At 59.3% G+C, this 17,758-nt stretch carries 19 protein-coding genes and 1 other RNA gene; 8 read left to right on the top strand and 12 right to left on the bottom strand.

Annotated elements, in window-relative coordinates; genetic code table 11:
• Window positions 1-58 precede the first annotated feature (58 nt).
• From dmul_RS03030 to dmul_RS20045, 5 genes are all read right to left on the bottom strand, one after another.
• Entirely contained in the window at window positions 59-598 is a 540-nt protein-coding gene (locus tag dmul_RS03030) for a gamma-glutamylcyclotransferase family protein (RefSeq protein WP_020876157.1), read from the bottom strand.
• Window positions 595-1,392, bottom strand: coding sequence for a glucosamine 6-phosphate synthetase-like protein (locus tag dmul_RS03025; protein ID WP_020876156.1), 798 nt, complete (start codon window positions 1,390-1,392; stop codon window positions 595-597). The genes dmul_RS03030 and dmul_RS03025 overlap by 4 nt, the downstream gene beginning before the upstream one ends.
• The gene (locus tag dmul_RS03020; RefSeq protein ID WP_020876155.1) at window positions 1,377-1,901 is read right to left on the bottom strand and encodes a DUF5049 domain-containing protein; all 525 of its coding nucleotides are present in this window, start codon (window positions 1,899-1,901) and stop codon (window positions 1,377-1,379) included. The genes dmul_RS03025 and dmul_RS03020 overlap by 16 nt, the downstream gene beginning before the upstream one ends.
• 11 nt (window positions 1,902-1,912) lie before the next feature.
• Window positions 1,913-2,869, bottom strand: coding sequence for an amidoligase family protein (locus dmul_RS03015; RefSeq protein ID WP_020876154.1), 957 nt, complete (start codon window positions 2,867-2,869; stop codon window positions 1,913-1,915).
• A 142-nt stretch (window positions 2,870-3,011) separates the two neighbouring features.
• A complete protein-coding gene (locus dmul_RS20045; RefSeq protein WP_153302744.1) occupies window positions 3,012-3,173 on the bottom strand; it encodes a hypothetical protein in 162 nt (53 codons plus the stop codon).
• 30 nt (window positions 3,174-3,203) lie between these two features.
• On the opposite strand from dmul_RS20045, the gene dmul_RS03010 reads away from it, so the two are divergent.
• From dmul_RS03010 to dmul_RS02995, 4 genes are read left to right on the top strand one after another with little or no spacing between them, the layout of a single operon-like run.
• The gene (locus dmul_RS03010) at window positions 3,204-3,446 is read left to right on the top strand and encodes a hypothetical protein (RefSeq protein WP_020876153.1); all 243 of its coding nucleotides are present in this window, start codon (window positions 3,204-3,206) and stop codon (window positions 3,444-3,446) included.
• Between the two features lie 34 nt (window positions 3,447-3,480).
• Window positions 3,481-4,005 (top strand): DUF2924 domain-containing protein, encoded by a 525-nt coding sequence (locus dmul_RS03005; protein ID WP_020876152.1) that lies wholly within the window; start codon window positions 3,481-3,483, stop codon window positions 4,003-4,005.
• On the top strand, window positions 3,998-5,584 hold the full coding sequence (locus dmul_RS03000; RefSeq protein ID WP_020876151.1) for a recombinase family protein: 1,587 nt from the start codon (window positions 3,998-4,000) through the stop codon (window positions 5,582-5,584). The genes dmul_RS03005 and dmul_RS03000 overlap by 8 nt, the downstream gene beginning before the upstream one ends.
• A complete protein-coding gene (locus tag dmul_RS02995; protein ID WP_020876150.1) occupies window positions 5,581-6,003 on the top strand; it encodes a hypothetical protein in 423 nt (140 codons plus the stop codon). Before dmul_RS03000 ends, dmul_RS02995 begins: the two co-directional genes overlap by 4 nt.
• 419 nt (window positions 6,004-6,422) lie before the next feature.
• Here dmul_RS02995 and ssrA read toward each other — a convergent pair.
• From ssrA to dmul_RS02975, 4 genes are all read right to left on the bottom strand, one after another.
• Window positions 6,423-6,776, bottom strand: a transfer-messenger RNA (tmRNA) gene (gene ssrA, locus dmul_RS02990).
• 74 nt (window positions 6,777-6,850) lie between these two features.
• Window positions 6,851-7,312 carry an SsrA-binding protein SmpB gene (gene smpB / locus dmul_RS02985; RefSeq protein WP_020876149.1) on the bottom strand — a complete coding sequence of 154 codons (462 nt, stop codon included), beginning with the start codon at window positions 7,310-7,312 and terminating at the stop codon, window positions 6,851-6,853.
• Window positions 7,313-7,341: 29 nt separating this feature from the next.
• Window positions 7,342-9,126, bottom strand: a complete 1,785-nt coding sequence (gene ptsP, locus dmul_RS02980; protein ID WP_020876148.1) for a phosphoenolpyruvate--protein phosphotransferase — start codon at window positions 9,124-9,126, stop codon at window positions 7,342-7,344.
• Window positions 9,127-9,131: 5 nt separating this feature from the next.
• Window positions 9,132-9,419, bottom strand: coding sequence for an HPr family phosphocarrier protein (locus dmul_RS02975; protein ID WP_234979191.1), 288 nt, complete (start codon window positions 9,417-9,419; stop codon window positions 9,132-9,134).
• Between the two features lie 978 nt (window positions 9,420-10,397).
• Between dmul_RS02975 and dmul_RS02965 the strand changes: the two genes are divergently transcribed.
• A complete protein-coding gene (locus dmul_RS02965) occupies window positions 10,398-10,655 on the top strand; it encodes a hypothetical protein (protein ID WP_020876145.1) in 258 nt (85 codons plus the stop codon).
• A 25-nt stretch (window positions 10,656-10,680) separates the two neighbouring features.
• Here dmul_RS02965 and dmul_RS02960 read toward each other — a convergent pair whose 3' ends face one another.
• Window positions 10,681-11,469, bottom strand: coding sequence for a TatD family hydrolase (locus dmul_RS02960; RefSeq protein WP_040414667.1), 789 nt, complete (start codon window positions 11,467-11,469; stop codon window positions 10,681-10,683).
• 324 nt (window positions 11,470-11,793) lie between these two features.
• On the opposite strand from dmul_RS02960, the gene dmul_RS02955 reads away from it, so the two are divergent.
• Together dmul_RS02955 and gltA are read left to right on the top strand one after the other, a co-directional pair.
• On the top strand, window positions 11,794-12,624 hold the full coding sequence (locus dmul_RS02955) for a sulfide/dihydroorotate dehydrogenase-like FAD/NAD-binding protein (RefSeq protein WP_020876143.1): 831 nt from the start codon (window positions 11,794-11,796) through the stop codon (window positions 12,622-12,624).
• A 9-nt stretch (window positions 12,625-12,633) separates the two neighbouring features.
• On the top strand, window positions 12,634-14,046 hold the full coding sequence (gltA, locus tag dmul_RS02950) for an NADPH-dependent glutamate synthase (RefSeq protein ID WP_020876142.1): 1,413 nt from the start codon (window positions 12,634-12,636) through the stop codon (window positions 14,044-14,046).
• Between the two features lie 53 nt (window positions 14,047-14,099).
• On the opposite strand, the gene thiD is transcribed toward gltA, so the two are convergent.
• Window positions 14,100-14,906, bottom strand: a complete 807-nt coding sequence (thiD, locus tag dmul_RS02945) for a bifunctional hydroxymethylpyrimidine kinase/phosphomethylpyrimidine kinase (protein ID WP_020876141.1) — start codon at window positions 14,904-14,906, stop codon at window positions 14,100-14,102.
• A 51-nt stretch (window positions 14,907-14,957) separates the two neighbouring features.
• Entirely contained in the window at window positions 14,958-15,653 is a 696-nt protein-coding gene (locus tag dmul_RS02940; RefSeq protein WP_020876140.1) for a CBS domain-containing protein, read from the bottom strand.
• 367 nt (window positions 15,654-16,020) lie between these two features.
• Here dmul_RS02940 and dmul_RS02935 point away from each other — a divergent pair, with 367 nt between their 5' ends.
• The gene (locus dmul_RS02935) at window positions 16,021-17,688 is read left to right on the top strand and encodes a hypothetical protein (RefSeq protein ID WP_020876139.1); all 1,668 of its coding nucleotides are present in this window, start codon (window positions 16,021-16,023) and stop codon (window positions 17,686-17,688) included.
• Window positions 17,689-17,758: the final 70 nt, after the last annotated feature.

Raw genomic sequence — 17,758 nt, 5'->3', positions numbered from 1 at the left:
CAAATTAACCCCCACAAATTACATTGGCGGATTGCCAAAATCAAGCGTTTTGTGCCGATTAGTGCCGACTTTTCCAAAAAACGGCCTGATTGTCGTTGGTGACCCGGTGACCGTTCTGAGGCGCATACATGGTGTAAGTCCATACCGCACAGGCGATTGAGCCCCTGGCTGCAACCACCATCACCCGCTGGTACATGCTGTGCCCGCCAGGCCGGAAGCCTTCCAGCCGGTCGATGGGCGGCAGGTCGCGCTGCGGGTCGGTGAAGGTCACCAGTTCCCCACTGATCAGATCCCAGTCGTCGGTCGGGCGGCCGAAGCGCGGCGTGCCGATCTCCTGTTGCCTGCGGGCGTCGGCTAATGGGTCGGCGGTGCCCCGGGCCAGGATCAGCCCTTCCGGCACCTCGAGGGCCGGGAACCCGGCGTGGAGATGGTAAAGCCTGCCCCAGACCATGGCCGGTTCGATGCTGCGGGCCTGGGCGCAGAAGCGTTGATGGTTCCAGTAGCCCCGTTTCAGGGTGCCGTAGACGAAGAGTCGGAGGATGGTCTCGGGACTGTCTTCCGGGTTTGTGTTCAGCTTCGCGGTGTCTCCAATGTTCATGCATTCACTCCTTCGGGCAGTGTCCCTTTGCGCTCCTGGGGTATGAAGCGGAATTCGCTGTTTTCGACGGCCCGCACATCCGCGTGGCGGATGGTGAGCATGGTCATGGGCGGCACCTCCAGCTCGCGCCAGCCCTTCTCGTTGACCACGGCAAAGTCAATAAAGGCGTCGTCCGAGGCGTAGAGCACCACCCGGTGCTGGCGGTGGATGCGCAGGCAGAGTGGCTTGTTGCCCTTGAGCACGGTGATGGTGCCGGGGTCGAGGCGTGAGGTCAGCACGGCGCTCATTTGGCCGCGACAGAGGGCAAGCGCCTTCTTTAGCCCCTCCTGGTCGATGGGGCCTTCGGGCGAGAAACGGTCGGCCAGGCGGAAGATCAGCTCGCTGTCCACCTCTGCGTAGCGCGGCAGACCGAGACGGCGGAACAGATAATCGGCGTTGTAGATGGTGCCGTTGTGAGTGCCGATGACGATCCCGGCCCGGATGGGATGGTTGTTGCGGTTGTTGAACTCGTTGCCCCGGGTGCGCCAGCGGGTGTGCCCCATGAGGATGGTGGTCTCGTTGTCGACCTGCCCGAGCAGTTCCTGGAACGTCTTCTCGTAGACCAGCTCGTGCGCCCGCATCGGCCGCTTGAAAATCCGGTGACTACCGTCGGTCTTGAGCCAGGCGAGACCGGAGGCGTGCGGGCCGCGCTCCTCGCTGTGCAGCAGCATGCGGATGAAGACCTCGCGCAGGTAATCCCGCTCGTCGGGCCGTCTGCGCTTGCGGCCGAAGATGATGCCTACTTGTCCGCACATGGAGCCGGGTCCTCCTTGTCGCCGAAGTTCTTGCCGAGCAGCGGTCTCGTCCCTTCGAGGACGAAGGCCGCGTATTCGCGCCGGTGGTCCGCCAGCCACGCGGCCACCTCCGGGTAGCCCATCTCGGCGGTCAGCCGGGTCACCTCCGGGTGGTCGAGCATGTTGGTGCGCCCGGAGAGCCTCACTGTCTCCAGGGCTCCGAGGAAGCGTTCCGGCCAGGGATCGCTGGCCTTGTCGTCGGGCAGAAACTCAATCAGGCCGTGCCGGGCCAGACGGGTGAGAAACTCGGCGGCCGCAGCGGCGGCATCCTCCGGCAATGGCCGGGTCGGCCCGCCTTCGATGCCGGAGAGCACCTCGGTCATGTAGTCCCGGGGCGCTCGGCTGGCGGTGAACGGCGTCTGGCCGCGCATCAGCTCGACAACTTCGAGGCAGTCGGCGGCCTGCAGGGTTTCTCCGCTGCCGGGGATCGGTTCGCCGTCCAGCGTGGTGGAGCGGATCAGAATCTTCATGGGGCACCTCTTTAAACAGTGAGGCCGGGAACTTGCCCGGCCTCGTTGGTGAGATTGGTGGTTTCATCCGGTAGGACATCCTCCGGTTTGGGCCGTCCGTTCTTGAAGGCGGCATCACCGGGCATGTTGGCCATCAGATGCTTGCGGGCGGTCTTGAACTCGTCGCCGATCAGGCCGAGGTGGAGCAGGAAGACCCGGAAGTCGTACTTGGCGCTCTGGGGATCGAAGTCCCGTTTGCGGCTGGAGGCGGCCCGGCCATTGAGCGCCTTGGCGGCGACCGCGAGGCAGAACTGCAGGTAGGCCTTGATCCGCCCCGCGTGGAGGGTCGCTTCGAACCAGCGGAACTCCACCGTGCCCCGGTACCAGACGTTGTGCAGGTTGACCCCGTGGTAGCGGCTGTTGTCGTAGTGCTGGGGCTGGCGGTTGTGATAGCCGTACCAGATGCGGTTGAGCTGGTCCTTGGTGCGGGGGCGATGCTGTTCGATGCGCTGGATCAGCTCGTCGCTGACCGGCCGGGTGTAGCGGTTGAGGCGGTCGCGGCTGATGCCGAGGGCGTGGAGGATCAGCGGCTCCTGCTTGTAGATGATCTTCGCCAGGTTTCCCAGGTGCCTGCCGTCGAAGGGCGCGGCGTCTATATGGATGTGGATGCCGCACTGGCTGTTGATCTTGCCTCCGGCGCGGCGGATGGCCCGGACCACCTCCTGCAGTTGTGGGATGTCTTCGTAACCGAGCACCGGGCTGACCACCTCGGCCCGCAGATGGGCCGGGACGCTGGTCAGGGAGGCGTCCCCCACCACCTTCCAGACGCGGCCGCGCAGGTCCTCGACCTCCCAGGGGTCATAGCTGCTGGGGATACCGACATGGCGGACCGTGCCGCCCACCACCGAGTGAATGGCCCAGGCGATCTGCTCCCGGGTGCGTTTTACGGTCTCGATCTCGATCCCGTAGTGGATCTCTTTCAGGTTCATGCGTGCCTCCGTCGTTCGTGGCGCTTATAAGTCGTTGTCTGGCAAGGCTTTTCAGCCTCCGATTACACCATGAATGAATGCTTCTTTCCGGACACAAATCAAGTAGAAGAACAGCCGAAGACGACATTTAGCACGTTTATTTTCAATAACTTGAGAGCTTGGCCGGATTGGGCGGCGCACAGACGGCAGAAACCCCGGACAGGGCGACGGACTGGAAATGAGGATTCGGTGTTTCGGCCTGGCCGAACAACGGTGCCATCGAACGCGCATCCCGACCGCCGCCGTTTTCTGGCATCCACGCCATCCAGCCCCCCGGTCCAACCGGAGGTGTTCGATGTTGGATGTACAGGAAATGAATGATGGGCCAGGGACGGATGACCTTGGCAAAAACGGCAAACCCGGCCGCCTGTCGGGTGAGGCGAGGCTCCAGTCAGCCGCCTCCATTCTGGCCACGGCGATCCTGCGCCGATTGGCAAAAAACGCATGTGTGGGCAATGAGTTAGAGGTTTTCGAAGATTCTTCCCCTGTGCTCGGAGAAGGACTTGATTCATTGCCGGAACAGAGCATTCATTCATGACAACTCGTCCGGAAACCAAAATAAGGAGTTGAAAATGAATGAGTTACAGAACGCCGCCACCGGCGGCAAGATCCAGGACCGAACCCGAAACTCAGTCCTTCGGCAGATGGCCCTGCTGCAATCCATGTCCCTGGAGCAGCTCCGGGAAAAATGGCTCGACCTCTACGGCGAAGAGCCGCCCCAGTACAAAAAGCAATTCCTCATCAAGCGGCTGGCTTATCGCATCCAGGAGCTTTTCTACGGCGGGCTGTCCGAGCAGGCCAAGGTCCATCTTCAGCAGGCCGCCAAGGAGGACCCGGTCGCCACTGTCAATCGACGCATCCCAGAGGAGCGGAAATCGAACGAGGCGATCCTGCCCGGGACCAGACTAGTGCGGATCTGGAACGACCGGCGCTATGAGGTGATCGTCCTTGCCGATGGCTACGAGTTCGAAGGTCGCACATTCCGGTCGCTCAGCGCGGTGGCCAGGGAGATCACCGGGACGCGCTGGAACGGCAAAGTCTTTTTCGGGCTGAAGAAGGTTTACGGCAGAAAAGCCGAGGGAGGTTCGGATGCTTGATAACAGCAATGTCGCGCCGGGCAAGAACAAGACCCTGCGCTGTGCCATCTACACCCGCAAGAGCCACGAGGAAGGGCTCGAACAGGAATTCAACTCGTTGGATGCGCAACGGGAATCGGCGGAACACTATATCGAAGCCCAGAGGATGCGTGGCTGGACGGCTCTGCCGGATCGCTATGACGATGGTGGTTTCTCGGGCGGGAACATGGAGCGTCCGGGGCTACGCCGCCTGCTGGCGGACATCGACGCCGGGAAGATCGATGTGATCGTCGTCTACAAGGTCGACCGGCTGTCCCGCTCGCTGCTGGATTTCATGAAGATGATCGATCTCTTCAATGAAAAGGGCGTCAGCTTCGTCTCGGTCACCCAGCACTTCAGCACCACCGATCCCACTGGCCGGATGTTTCTCGGCATCCTGATCACCTTCGCCCAGTACGAGCGGGAGGTCATCGCCGAGCGTATCCGGGACAAGGTAGCGGCCGCCAAGCGCCGGGGGAAATACTGCGGTGGCGTGCCCATCCTCGGATACGACGTCGACCGGGATAACAAGAAGCTGCTGGTCAACCCGGATGAAGCCAGGACGGTGCAGTACATCTTCCGCCGCTTCATCCAGATCGGCTCGGCCAAGAAGCTGGGCCAGGAATTGAACGAACAGGGGTACCGCACCAAGGCCTGGACTACCAAGAAAGGCAGAGTGCGCGAGGGCTCCGAATGGAACACAGCCCACATCTACCGGCTGCTAAACAACCGGATCTATATCGGCGAGATCGCCCACAAGGACCGCAGCTACCCCGGTGAGCACGAAGGGATCATCGACCGGGCGACCTGGGACAAGGTTCAGGCCATCCTGGAGGACAACAAACCGGTCAAGGTTTCCATGGCCAGAACCAAAATGGTCGCCCCGCTGAAAGGCGTCATCCGCTGCGGCCACTGCGGATGCGCGATGGGACCGACCTACGCCCGCAAGAACGGCCGCCACTACACCTATTACATCTGCCAGAAAGACAGCAAGCGGACCGTAAGCCGGTGCCCGCTCAAACGGATTCCCGCCGGGGACATCGAGCAGGCGGTGATCGAGCAGTTGAGCGCGGTGTTCCGAACACCGACGCTGGTGGCCAAAACCTACTTCGCGGCCCGGGACATCGAGCAGGCGGAGCGGGAGCGGCTGTTCAAACAGAAAGCCCAACTCGAGATGGAGCTGTCGCAGGCGCGGGAGCAGGCACTCGAATTGATGAAACCTGGCAACGATCAGCCGGGCAAGGCCGAGATGCTGACGACCGTCAACCGCCAGGCGGTCGAGCTCTCGAAACAACTGACCCATGTGAGCGAGCGCTGCAGAGCTTACCAAGGGAGCAGCATTACGGAACAGGATGTGTCGGAGGCCTTCCAGAATGTCGAGGGCTTCTGGGAAGACCTTTTCCCTGTGGAGCGAAACCGGCTCATCCGCCTTCTGGTGGATAAGGTCGAGATCCGCGAGACCGGAATCGACATGGAGCTGCGCACCAACGGGCTGACAACGCTCATCGCCGAGCTGGCCGGTCTGGCCTGCGAAGTCACTGAACGGAGGGCAAGCCGATGAAAATGAAGCCGACCATTACCGTAGCCGACAACGGCAACCTGCAGATCCACATCCCGATGCTGATCCGGCGCATGCGTGGCCGCAAGACGGTCATCGCTCCCCAGGCCCTGGATGGAGATATCCCCGGGGCGCAGGAACCGGTGCAGTCCGCCATCCTCCAGGCGCTGGCAAGGGCCTTTTCCTGGGCCGACATCCTCGAATCCGGGCAGATCAAGTCCATCAGCGAGCTTGCCCGTACCCTCGACGTCGATGGCTCGTATGTGGCCCGCATTCTCAAGCTGACGACCCTGGCCCCCGACATCGTCGAAGCCCTGATCAACGGCGAGGAACCCAACGGGCTCTCGCTGGCCAAACTGACCCAGACCTTCCCGGAGGACTGGGCCGAGCAGCGCCGTCAGTTCGGCTTTGCCATCGACTGACGACCGGACCGGAGACCACCACAGAGAGCCGACCATCTGCGTCGGCTTTTCTTCTTTAGGGGGCAGGAAACCGGAGTTGACCACACTTCTTTTCATCGCCGAGGCGGGCGATTTCGAAAAAAACGTCCGGTTGCGGCATCGAGCGATGACCTAAGACAACCGCCCAAAATGACAATCAGCCGCAAACCCATATCAATCAAGGATGTAGCTTTCCGGACGAGCTTCGGACTTGGTCCGGAGAAAACAGAGAATCAGGGGCCAAACAGAGAAAGAAAGGCTGGAAGATGGGGAGAATCGATGGTGCGGAGAGGTGCTTTGGAAAGATGTGAAACGGGCGCAAACCCTTTAGAAACAAGGGGAAAAAGAAAACCCGTCACCCCGGAGAATGACCCCAGAGAGACGGGTTTGTCTTTTCTAAATGGTGGAGGCGGCGGGAGTTGAACCCGCGTCCGAAAACATTCCACATTGATATCTACATGCTTATTCCGGAGTTTTATTCTCGCCTTTTACGGTCTCCTCCGGACGGGATTCCGTATAAGGCCAGCCTGTAACGTTCGCCGGACCGGAGCCAGGCAATCCGGACCAACTATCCCGCTAAGTCGACGCTCTGTTCAGGTCCGCGGGAGGAACCTGGCAGAACGGAAGCCGCCTAAGCGGCTACGGCGTAGTTATAATCGTCTGCGATTATATTTATTTCCCGCGTTTAACGAGCAGCAGGAAACCTCGACATGCAATCAATGCTTCTTTATCCCCGTCGAAGCCGTTTCGCCCCCATAAGGATATAATTTGGAAAAGAACCTTTTTTACAATATAAATTTAATGGTTTTTCGGTCGTTTGTCAAGGGAATCAGTAGCCGTCTTTCCGACTCCGGTCCATGTCCCGCCGGGTGTCCCGCTCCCGGATGGCATCGCGCTTGTCGTGGAGCCGCTTGCCCTTGCAGAGCGCGAGGGTCATCTTGACCTTGCCGTCCTTGAAATAGAGGTCCATGGGGATCAGGGAAAGCCCCTGCTCGTTCACCTTGCCGTAGAGCCGCTTGATCTCGTAGTTGTGCAGCAGAAGCTTCCGGGGCCTCATGGGGTCGTGGTTGTCGTAGTAGGCAAAGGGATAGGGGCCGATGTGCATCTGGTAGACGAAGACCTCGCCGTTCACGATTTTGGCGTAGGCGTCCTTGAGATGGGTCTTGCCCATGCGGAGCGACTTCACCTCGGTGCCCAGAAGCACCATGCCCGCCTCGAACTTGTCGATGATGAAATAGTTGAACCGGGCCTTCTTGTTGTTGGCGATCAGTTTTCGCCCTTCTTTTTTCAATCCTTTTCTCCCTTGGACGCCGTGTCCGTTCAGACGGCGATTTCGTCCTCATCGATATCCAGATCGAACAGGACGCCGGCGTAGGCCTTTTTGAGGAACGATTCGATCTGGCCCTCTTTTTTGTCTTTGAAAATCCGATACATGAACGCCCGGCTCTCCTTGATGCTCAGCTTCCGGATAGCGTTTTTCACCAGGGGAATCGACTGGGGGTTCATGCTGAGTTCGTCCAGTCCCAGGCCCAGGAGCACCGGCAGATGAATGGGGTCGCCGGCCATCTCCCCGCACATGTAGACCTTGATGCCCTTCTGGTGGCCCACGTCCACCACCGTCTTGATCATGCGGATGATGGCGGGGTGAAGCGGCCGGTACATGTGGGAGACATACCGGTTTCCCCGGTCGATGGCCAGGGCATACTGGATCAGGTCGTTGGTGCCGATGCTGAAAAAATCGACCTCGTCGGCCAGCATGTCGGCGATGGCCACGGCCGACGGCACCTCCACCATGATGCCGACGTCGACATTGTATTCGAATTCAATGCCCTCGGCGGCCAGGGACTCGGCGGCCTCCTTCAGAAGCGTCTTGGCCTGCCGGACCTCCTCGCAGCAGGAGATCATGGGAAACATGATGCGCACGTTGCCGTAGAGCGCCGCCCGGAGGATGGCCCGAAGCTGGGTCTTGAAGATCTCGGGCTTCTTGAGGCAATAGCGGATGGCCCGAAGCCCCAGGACCGGATTTGCCTCGCCGTTGCCGGACTGGCCGGGCAGGGCTTTGTCGCCGTTGATGTCGAGGGTTCGGATGGTGACGGGCCGGGGCGTCATCACCTCGACCACGTCCCGATACTTGTCGAAAAGATCGTTCTCCGTGGGGAATCCGCGCCGGCCCAGGTACTGAAATTCGGTTCGATACAGGCCGATGCCGTTGCCGCCGTAATCCCTTACGGCGACCACCTCCTCGGGGAGCTCGATGTTCCCCATGACCTGGATGGAGATGCCGTCCAAGGTCTTGGCCGGCATGCGGCTCTCCCGGGCGATGAGGGCGCGGTGGCGTTCGTATCGGGCGGCCCGCTCCTCATACTCCATCAGGGTCTGTTCCGTGGGATGGATGATCAAAAGGCCGGCGGAGCCGTCCACTACGATGAAATCATCGTTCCGGATGATCTGGGTGGCGTTGTTGAGGCCCAGCACCGCGGGAATTTCGAGGGTCCGGGCGATGATGCCCGTGTGGGAGGCGATGCCCCCGCCGTCGGTCACGAGTCCCTTGATCCGTTCGAGTTGGATCTGGCTGGTTTCAGCGGGAGAGAGGTCTTTGGCCACCAGAATGACCCGCTTGTCGATATCCCTGATGTTGACGGCATCTCCCCCCACCAGGTTCCGCATGATCCGGTCCGAGACGTGGACGATGTCGGCACCCCGCTCCCTGAAATAGGGCTCGCTCATGTTCTGAAACATGGCCTTGAGTTCGTCGACGACGTTTTTGAGGGCCCATTCGGCATTGTATCGAAACCGCTGGATGGTGTCGAGGGTCTGACCGTACAGCAGCTTGTCCTGCAGCAGGACCATGTGGGTTTCCAGAATGGCGGTGTGCTGGCGAAGCTCTTTCGGGGTTTCCTGGATGATGGCGGCAAGCTCCTGTCTGGCCCGACTCACCGCCGACTTGAACCGAATCTCCTCCTTGTGGAGATCCGCCTCGGCGATATAGTACTTCTTGACGACATTGACCCCTTCCTTATCGACCAGATACGCCTTGCCGATGCATATGCCCGGGGCGACGCCCAGGCCTTTCAGCACAATCTCCTGTGATTCGTTTTCGGTCATACCCGCTATTCTCCGAAACCGTTTTCAACGAGTTCCGCAATTTTGCTCAGAATCTCGACATCCGCATCCGAATCGACGTTAATGGTGATTCGCATGCCTTTTCCGCACGCCAGGGTCAGCATGTCGATGATGCTTTTGGCATCTACGATCTCATCCCCCTTCGAAATGGTCACCTGTGATTCGGCATGGCTGGCGATCGCCGCAATTTTCGCGGCGGATCTGGCATGGAGGCCCAGCTCATTGACGATGATGACCTCCCGCGACAGTGGATCCTGCATCTTGCTAATGTTCATATTCCGCATATCTGGCTCGAGATTTCTTATAAAAAGAAAAAGTTATGACACTCAAAAAAGTTCGACATTTTAACAACACCTAACCGGTATGTCAATTGTAATTAAAGAGATCAAATACGCTTGATTGAGATAAATTCAAAATAAAATCAGGAAGATATTCTAATGCGCAGTGGATTCTCCAAAAGGGTAAGCCCTCTTTTCGCGGGTGCGAACGGCAGATAAAAACTCGGCTTTCCTTATCAGATATTCCCATGATTGTCTACAGAATCGTCGCATCTCTTCAGGTGAATACGCAGCGGGGTTGATATGGGCCTCCACGGGCAGGTCATGAAAGGCAATAGAACAATCGGTGTTCATCGGCTGAGGGGATGTACCTGTAAAGAACGAAGCGTTCATCCCCTCCAGTTTTAAACTGCCACCCGCCGCCCCCCAGTCTCCAGCCTTCACCCTCCAGCCTTCAGTCTCCAGCCTTCAGTCTCCAGCCTTCAGTCTTCAGCCTTCAGTCTTCAGCCTTCAGCCTATAGGAAAGAGATTGCATCCTTAGCGACCGTTAAAATACTTAACTGTTTAACACTTGTAAATTCGATAATTGAACACTTCGGGACCGCGGAGAGCCGATGGCAATCCATTTCAAGACGAAATTGATATCACACCCTTTCAGGGGTGAAGTCGTCCGTCAGGCTTCCCCGGCAAAGCCTCCCCGCCACGCGGACAAGCCGTTCACGGATGGTTTCGTCTTTATTTCAGGTCACGGCGACGGCCAAACCATTCATCAGGCATATAAATTGCTTGGATATTCGGATACGGGGCGAATACAGATTTGCCTTACCTCCTACAACGATGGCCCGGGAACTCACCCCTCCCGGGCCCATCGTCTGATCCTCATCAGTATCAACCCTGCTGCCCCTGTGTTACGGATGGCATCCGGCAAGTTCGGTCGCGCTCAACAAAACCCTAGCCCCTGAACGGAGGAACGCCATGAAAACCTATTCAACCACGTATCTCAACGCCTCGGAAACCGAGAGCATGGATCGATGCCCCTATTGCGGGGGATTCGTCACCCTTGAACCCGCAGTGGATTATGCTCCGGTTTACAACCGTTGCGACGTCTGCGGCAAGCGCTTCATTGTCGAACGCGTTCGAAACGGCATCACGGTCATGCGGATCGAGGGTGCGCCCTGCATGAGTGATCCGGAATGCCGGATCACCGAAATGAGTCAGGGAGACGAGGAATAAACCGCGGCGTTGCCGCGGTCTTTCCTTACGATTCCAGGGGGATGCCGAAAAGGCGACAGGCGTTGTTCCATGTGGCCGCCGCAAGAACCTCCGGGTCCTCGCCCCGAATCTCGGCCAGTTTCAGGAGGGTCGAGACTACAAATGCGGGTTCGTTTCGGCGGGTCCGGTTCTTTTGAGGCGCGGGCGTCAGGTAAGGCGCGTCGGTTTCGATCAGAAGCCGATCCATCGGGATGGCTGGGACCAACGCCCGAAGTTCGGCCCCGCGTTGTTGGATGGTGAGGATGCCGGTAATCCCGATATGATATCCCATATCCAGGTAAGCCGAGAGCTCCCTCCGGTTACCGCTGAAGCAGTGGACCACGCCCCGTCGTCGCTCTCCATGGGTGGCCTTCAGGATCTCCAGAAACCGTCCTCCGGAATCCCTTTCGTGAAAAATCAGCGGCAGATCCAGATCATCCGCCGTCTCGAGCTGCCGAAGGAACCAGCGCTCCTGAACGTCCCTCGGCGAGAACATCCGGTTGAAATCGAGCCCGATCTCACCCCAGGCCCGAACCTTGGGATGCGCGGCAAGGGCACTCAGTGCCGCGAGCGTCTCCTCGGAACAGGTTGCGGCGTCATGGGGATGGACGCCCACCGACGCATAGAGGACAGGGCTGGACGCGGCAAGCCGGACCGCCTTTTCCGAATCCTCCCGGTTGACGCCCACCAGCATGGCGGCACCGACGCCGGCGTCCGCCATCCGGCCGAGCACCTGGTCAATGTCCTTGGCATAGCTTTTATCGTTCAGATGACAATGGCTGTCGAACAGTTTCATCAAGACACTCTCTTTCCCGAAATGGATCTCCATTGATTTTTATTTTTTTGCTTGCAGTCGTTAAATTTTTTGGCGATACTTTTTTTCAACGCGAAATCCTCATCTATGACGATATCATGCGCTTGGATGATACCATGCGCTTGCAGCGGCCATATAATACGCTGATCAGGATGAGTATTTCGATATTTTTTTGGGCATTCTCATAATTTTTCACTCGCATTGGGCACCAACACCCATGTTTTTCCCGCCCAAGCGCTCAACCGGATCGCGGCACCACCGGCTGAGGACGAAACGGGAAACCCCGATCTGGAGGTATTTTTCAAGATGTTTGAAATCGTAAAGCGAGAAGAAATGGCCGGCGGTACGGTGATTCTGAATGAAATCGCCGCGCCCCTCATCGCCCGGAAGGCCAAACCGGGACAATTCGTCATTATCAAGGCCAACGAAGAGGGCGAACGGATCCCCCTCACCATGGCCGACACCGACCCGGATAAAGGCACCATCACGATCATCTACATGGTCGTCGGCAAAAGTACGGCCTTGTTCAAGACCCTCAACGTGGGGGACGGTTATCAGGACGTCATCGGCCCTCTGGGGAAAGCCACCCATCTGGAAAAACAGGGTACGGTGGTCTGTGTCGGGGGCGGGACCGGCATCGCCGTACTGCACCCCATCACCCGGGCACTCAAGGAGATCGGCAACCGCGTCATCGGCATCATCGGCGCCCGGAACCGGGACCTTCTGATCCTCGAGGACAAGATGCGGTCGGCGTCCAATGAACTCCACGTCTGCACCGACGACGGCTCCTACGGGCGTCCGGGATTCGTCACCGAAGCCCTGAAGGAAATCCTGGAAAAGGAGGACGTCAGGCAGGTGGTGGCCATCGGCCCGGTGCCCATGATGAAATTCGTCTCCGGGATCACGGCGGAATACAATGTCCCGACGCTGGTCAGCCTCAATCCCATCATGGTCGACGGCACGGGCATGTGCGGCGGCTGTCGCGTCACCGTCGGGGGCGAAACACGGTTCGCCTGCGTCGACGGGCCGGAATTCGACGGCCACAAGGTTGATTATGACGAACTCATGAAGCGCCTTCAGGCCTACAGCGAGGACGAACGGCGCTGCTATAACGATTTCTGCAGAATGGAGCAATAGGAGCAACACATGTCGGAAAAGAAAGCCAGAAAAGAGACGGTCTCCAGGCAGGCCATGCCGGAGCAGGCCCCTGAAATCCGGAGAAGAAACTTCGCGGAGGTGCCCACGGGCTACACCGCCGAAACCGCAGTTATCGAAGCGGGTCGCTGTTTGCAGTGCAAGAAACCAAGCTGCGTGGAAGGATGTCCCGTCAACGTGGATATTCCCGGATTTATCGCGCGGATCGCCGAAGGCGATTTCAAGGGCGCCATCCGGAATCTCTGGACCAGGAACAGCCTTCCCGCGGTCTGCGGCAGGGTCTGCCCCCAGGAGATCCAGTGCGAGGGACAATGCGTCCTGAACAAGAAAGGCGCTCCCGTGGCCATCGGCAACCTGGAGCGATTCGCCGCGGACTGGGCACGGGAAAACAACACCGGAGAGTTGCCGCCGCGCAAAGCTTCCACCGGCAAAAAGATCGCGGTGGTCGGTTCGGGCCCCTCGGGCCTCACGGTGGCCGGCGACCTCATCGTCAAGGGTCATGAGGTGACCGTCATGGAGGCCTTTCACAAGCCCGGCGGCGTCCTGGTCTACGGGATCCCGGAATTCCGCCTGCCCAAGGCCATCGTGGCCCACGAGGTCGATTTCCTCGAGCGGCTGGGGGTTCACGTCGCCTGCAACATGGTGGTGGGCAGGACCGTCACCGTGGACGAACTCTTCCAGGAAGGCTACGATGCCGTATATGTCGGCGTAGGCGCCGGCCTGCCCCGCTTCATGAACATTCCGGGCGAGAACCTCATCGGCATTCTTTCCGCCAATGAGTACCTGACCCGGGCCAACCTCATGAAGGCCTACAAGTTTCCCGAGGTCGACACCCCCATCCCCATGGGGAAAAACGTGGTCGTCCTGGGCGCCGGCAACGTCGCCATGGACGCGGCCCGGACCGCCATGCGGCTGGGGGCAGACAGCGTGAAGATCGTCTACAGAAGATCGCGGGACGAGATGCCCGCCAGAACCGCCGAGATTCACCACGCCGAGGAGGAGGGCATCGAGTTTTTTCTGCTCACCAACCCCGTCCAATATTTAGGCAACGACCAGGGCCGGCTGACCGGCATGGAATGCCTCAAAATGGAACTGGGAGAACCCGATGACTCCGGCCGGCGCCGGCCCGTTCCCATATCGGGCTCCAATTTCGAAATGGCCTGCGACCTGGTGATCGTGGCGGTGGGATCGGGAGCCAATCCCCTGCTCACCCAGTCCACCGAGGATATGACGTTGAACCGATGGGGCTACATCGCGGCCGATCCCGAGACCGGCAAGACCACCAAACGAGGGGTCTGGGCCGGCGGCGACATCGTCACCGGCGCCGCAACGGTGATCCTGGCCATGGGAGCCGGCCGGAAGGCGGCGGATTCCATCCACGAGTACCTGACCTGGGGCTGGTAGCCTTCGGTCAACCGATGCCGGCGGTCTCTCCCCGTTCCCGCGGGGAGAGACCGCTATACCGCCATCCCCGCCCGGGCGTAAAGATCGTGAAAATGATGGGTGGGGCCGTGGCCCTTCCCGATGGCAAGGGCGTGCGCGATGGCGCCCGTGACGTAGGTTTTGGCCCGGGTCACGGCCTCGAAGAACCCAAAGCCCAACGCCAGGTGAGCGGCCACCGCCGACGAAAACGTACACCCGGTCCCATGCGTGTTTTTCGTCTCGATCCAACGGCTCTCCAGCCTGCGGAATTCCCGGCCGTCATAGACAACGTCCGTGGCCCCGGCCTCCCCGAGATGTCCCCCTTTTACCACCACCTTTTTCGCGCCCAGATCCAGGATTCCCGCCGCCGCCGTCTCCATCTCGCCGACGGTTCGGATTGACGTCCCCACCAAAGCTTCGGCCTCGTAGATATTGGGCGTGACCACTTCCGCCAGGGGAAACAATAGGGTGACAAGGGCCGCCTGGGCGTCCGCCTTCAACAGACGGTAGCCGCTTTTGGAAATCATCACCGGGTCCAGGACGACGGGCGGTGGCGATACCGTCCCAAGCGCCTCGGCCACGGCGCGAATAAGGGGAATGCTCGACACCATCCCGATCTTGACGGCATGAATGTCGATGTCGTCGAACAGACATCGAATCTGGCCCCGGACGATCTCGGGCGTCATTTCCTGAACATCATAGACTTTCCGCGTATTTTGAACGGTAACCGCCGTGACGGCGCTCATGCCGAAAACGCCAAGCGCCTGAAAGGTTTTGAGATCCGCCTGGATGCCGGCCCCGCCGGAGGAATCCGAGCCGGCGATGCTCAAGGCCGTTTTCATTGTACGACTCCTATGTATCGGTTTTGAGTGAAGGACAATGGCCGATGCCGTTCAATTGCCTTCGGCGTCGTAAATTTCCCGCCTGTTTTCGAAATAATCCACAAGATAGAGCAAGGTCGCCTTTTCCCTGAGATCCTCCTTCAAGGCATCCAGTCTGGAGCGATCGAGGCCGAGAATCCGGAAGTAGACCTTGACGAATTTCTGATCGGTCGTGGGTTTGTGGGAAATGAGAACGTTGACGAGCTGGCCCTCGTATTCTCCGAAGATCGCCATCAGTTCCGGAATCACATCAGGTCGATTTTTGACCTTGAGAGCGAATTGAATGCCCCGATTCGGCAACCCGGTGAGGGCAATCAACATCCTGAAAAGATCGCTTTTGGTGATGACCCCCAGGAGCCTGCCGGCATCATCCACCACCGGCGCACCGGATATCTTCTGTTTCAGAAGGACCTCCGCAGCCTCCTCCACCGTCGTATCCGGCGCCAGTGTAATGATCTTCCGGGTCATGATATCACTCACCCTGATCTTGGACAGGAGGTAGATGAGTTCATACATCTCCAGAGCCGTGGCATCGGATGCGGAGGCCCTTTTGAGGTCCCTGTCGGTAATAATGCCGGAAAGCTTCTCCCCATCGAGAACCGGGAGTAAATGAATGTCGTTCGTTTTCATCAACTTGACGGCATCCGCCATGGCGGCGTCGATGTCGACGGTGATCAGTCGCCGGCTCATCCAGTTTTTCACCAGCATAAGGTCTCCTCCCTCGCCGATATACGTAATGTTCCGCTTCCTGTGTCCATCGCCCGTTTTACGGTCAAAACAGCTGTCCCTCATGAAAGACCGAAGGCTGAAGGAGTGCATCCCCGGCAAGCGGGGCTTTCGTACCCCTTCAGCCTTCGCTCTCCGGTCTTGGGTTTTCATCCGGTTATTCCAACGAAAGCCCTGATTTGAGAACGAACATAACAAATTTCGATAAAAATTCACATATGGAAAATCAGATTCCCGCCGATGAACCCATCCCTCTTGACTGAATACGGAAATATGCTAATGGGAAACCAGTTTTTTCCCCTTTTATCCGTCGCTCACGGAAACTCATCATCAACAAAGGAACGGCACCATGAACCTGAGATCCTGCGTCACCCCCGACGGTCGCTTTGTCGTCGGTATTCACGAACCGGGCTTCCATGTCGGAAATTTTCGCGAGACCGATCCCCTCCGAACCCTGGGCGCCTGCGAAGACGGCACCGAGGTGAAAAACACCGCCAATATTCCGCCCGAAGACGTGGTCGAACCCAGGGCGGACGTCATCTATGAAATCGCCAATCCGTTCCCGTTCCGGGGCGCCACCTTCATCATCAAGTCCAGCGCCGACCGTATCGCCGAAAACCCCTCGACCATATCTCTCCCGAAACGTCCGGAGGTTTCCCTCACCGGCACCCTCGAAAATTGGCTCGACGAATGTCCCGACCCTTCCCGGATCGACGCTTTGTTTCGCCTGCTTCCCAGGCCCCTGCTCCTCGCGCTGGCGGCCAACGCCACGGACCCCCGCGACCTGGAGCGGATCGCCGATCACTGCTGTGACTTCGAGCGGAACCCCGACACCCGGCGCCCCATCGGTCTTCGGTATGAAAGGGATCCGCGCGGAAGCTTCAAGGCCCGGATCAAGGACCACACCCTGTGTGAGGTGCTGGCCAACAATGCCCGTCTCCCGGAGGACTACCGGGGGGTGATGGTCCTTCGCCCCGGCGTTCAGGGCCAAAGCGAGATCATGGGGGAATTCCGGGCCGACGGCGGAAAAAGTCACGTCTTCGAATATCTCCGCCGGAACAGCTACATCCCCTGGGGCCACTACGCCGCCAACATGGCCGACGACGCCGTGCGTTACCGGATCAGGGATCTTTCGGAGACGGACATCCGGGGCATGCGCCACCTCTACTATCAGCGGACCTATGCCCGCATGGCCGACACCCTCGACATCCCCCTTCCGGTCCGTCGCAGAACCCTGTCGGTTCCGGAACTGGAGCAGGTGAGGACAGCGGTCATGAAGGCCGTTTCCGCCGACGGAAGCGGAAAAAAACTCGATTTTTCAGCCACTTTGTGGGGATGGAATTTCGGGTTCGATTTCTCCCCCAGCGGCTACCGCCTCCACGCCTCTCACCAGCAGATCCACCAGCAGTACGCCCTGATTCCGGGAACCTTTTCCAGGGTTGAGCCGCCTGAAACCGCCGATGCCGGGGCCGTCGGGGATGAAAACCCGGAAACCTTCGCCTTCGGGGATCTCGTCGCCGATTTTGCCGATCGGTTCAGGCGACGCCACCGCATCGATTTTTTTTCGGCTTATCTCCGGGCGATCCGAAACAACCAACGGATGGACGGTCGAAAAGACCGGGACGCGCGCCTCGTCGTCTACGAGGACCCCCGGGTGATGCTCTTCGTTCCCAAGGCCCAGACCTCCCAATGGGAACTTCAGCTGATGACCGCGGCGCCGGTGGGGCATATCCTCGAGGCCGACACCGCCGTGCGGGCCTCACTCGACCGGGCCGTGTGGATCGCCGTCACCGTTCTCGAACGGCTCGGCGCCCGCATGATCACCATCATCGAGGCCGCCAGGCGCTTTGACGAAGGCGACGCCGGGCAGCGACTCATTTACTGCTTTCTGCCCAAACTCCCCTACTCTCCAGGATCCTTCACCGAGGCCCAGCTCCGGTGGATCAACGGCCACTATCCCGAGGATTTCGCCGCCGCCTGCCGACGCCGGGGTGCGGACCTGGGTCTGATTCCCTGATCCCCGCTCCCGTTCCATAACGTCGGAAGACGGTTTCACAATACGACGGATTGAGCCGGTTTCCGAGTAA

It is taken from the genome of Desulfococcus multivorans (assembly GCF_001854245.1).
GTDB classification, from domain to species: Bacteria; Desulfobacterota; Desulfobacteria; order Desulfobacterales; family Desulfococcaceae; genus Desulfococcus; species Desulfococcus multivorans.
This window is presented reverse-complemented; position numbering and strand designations above follow the sequence as displayed.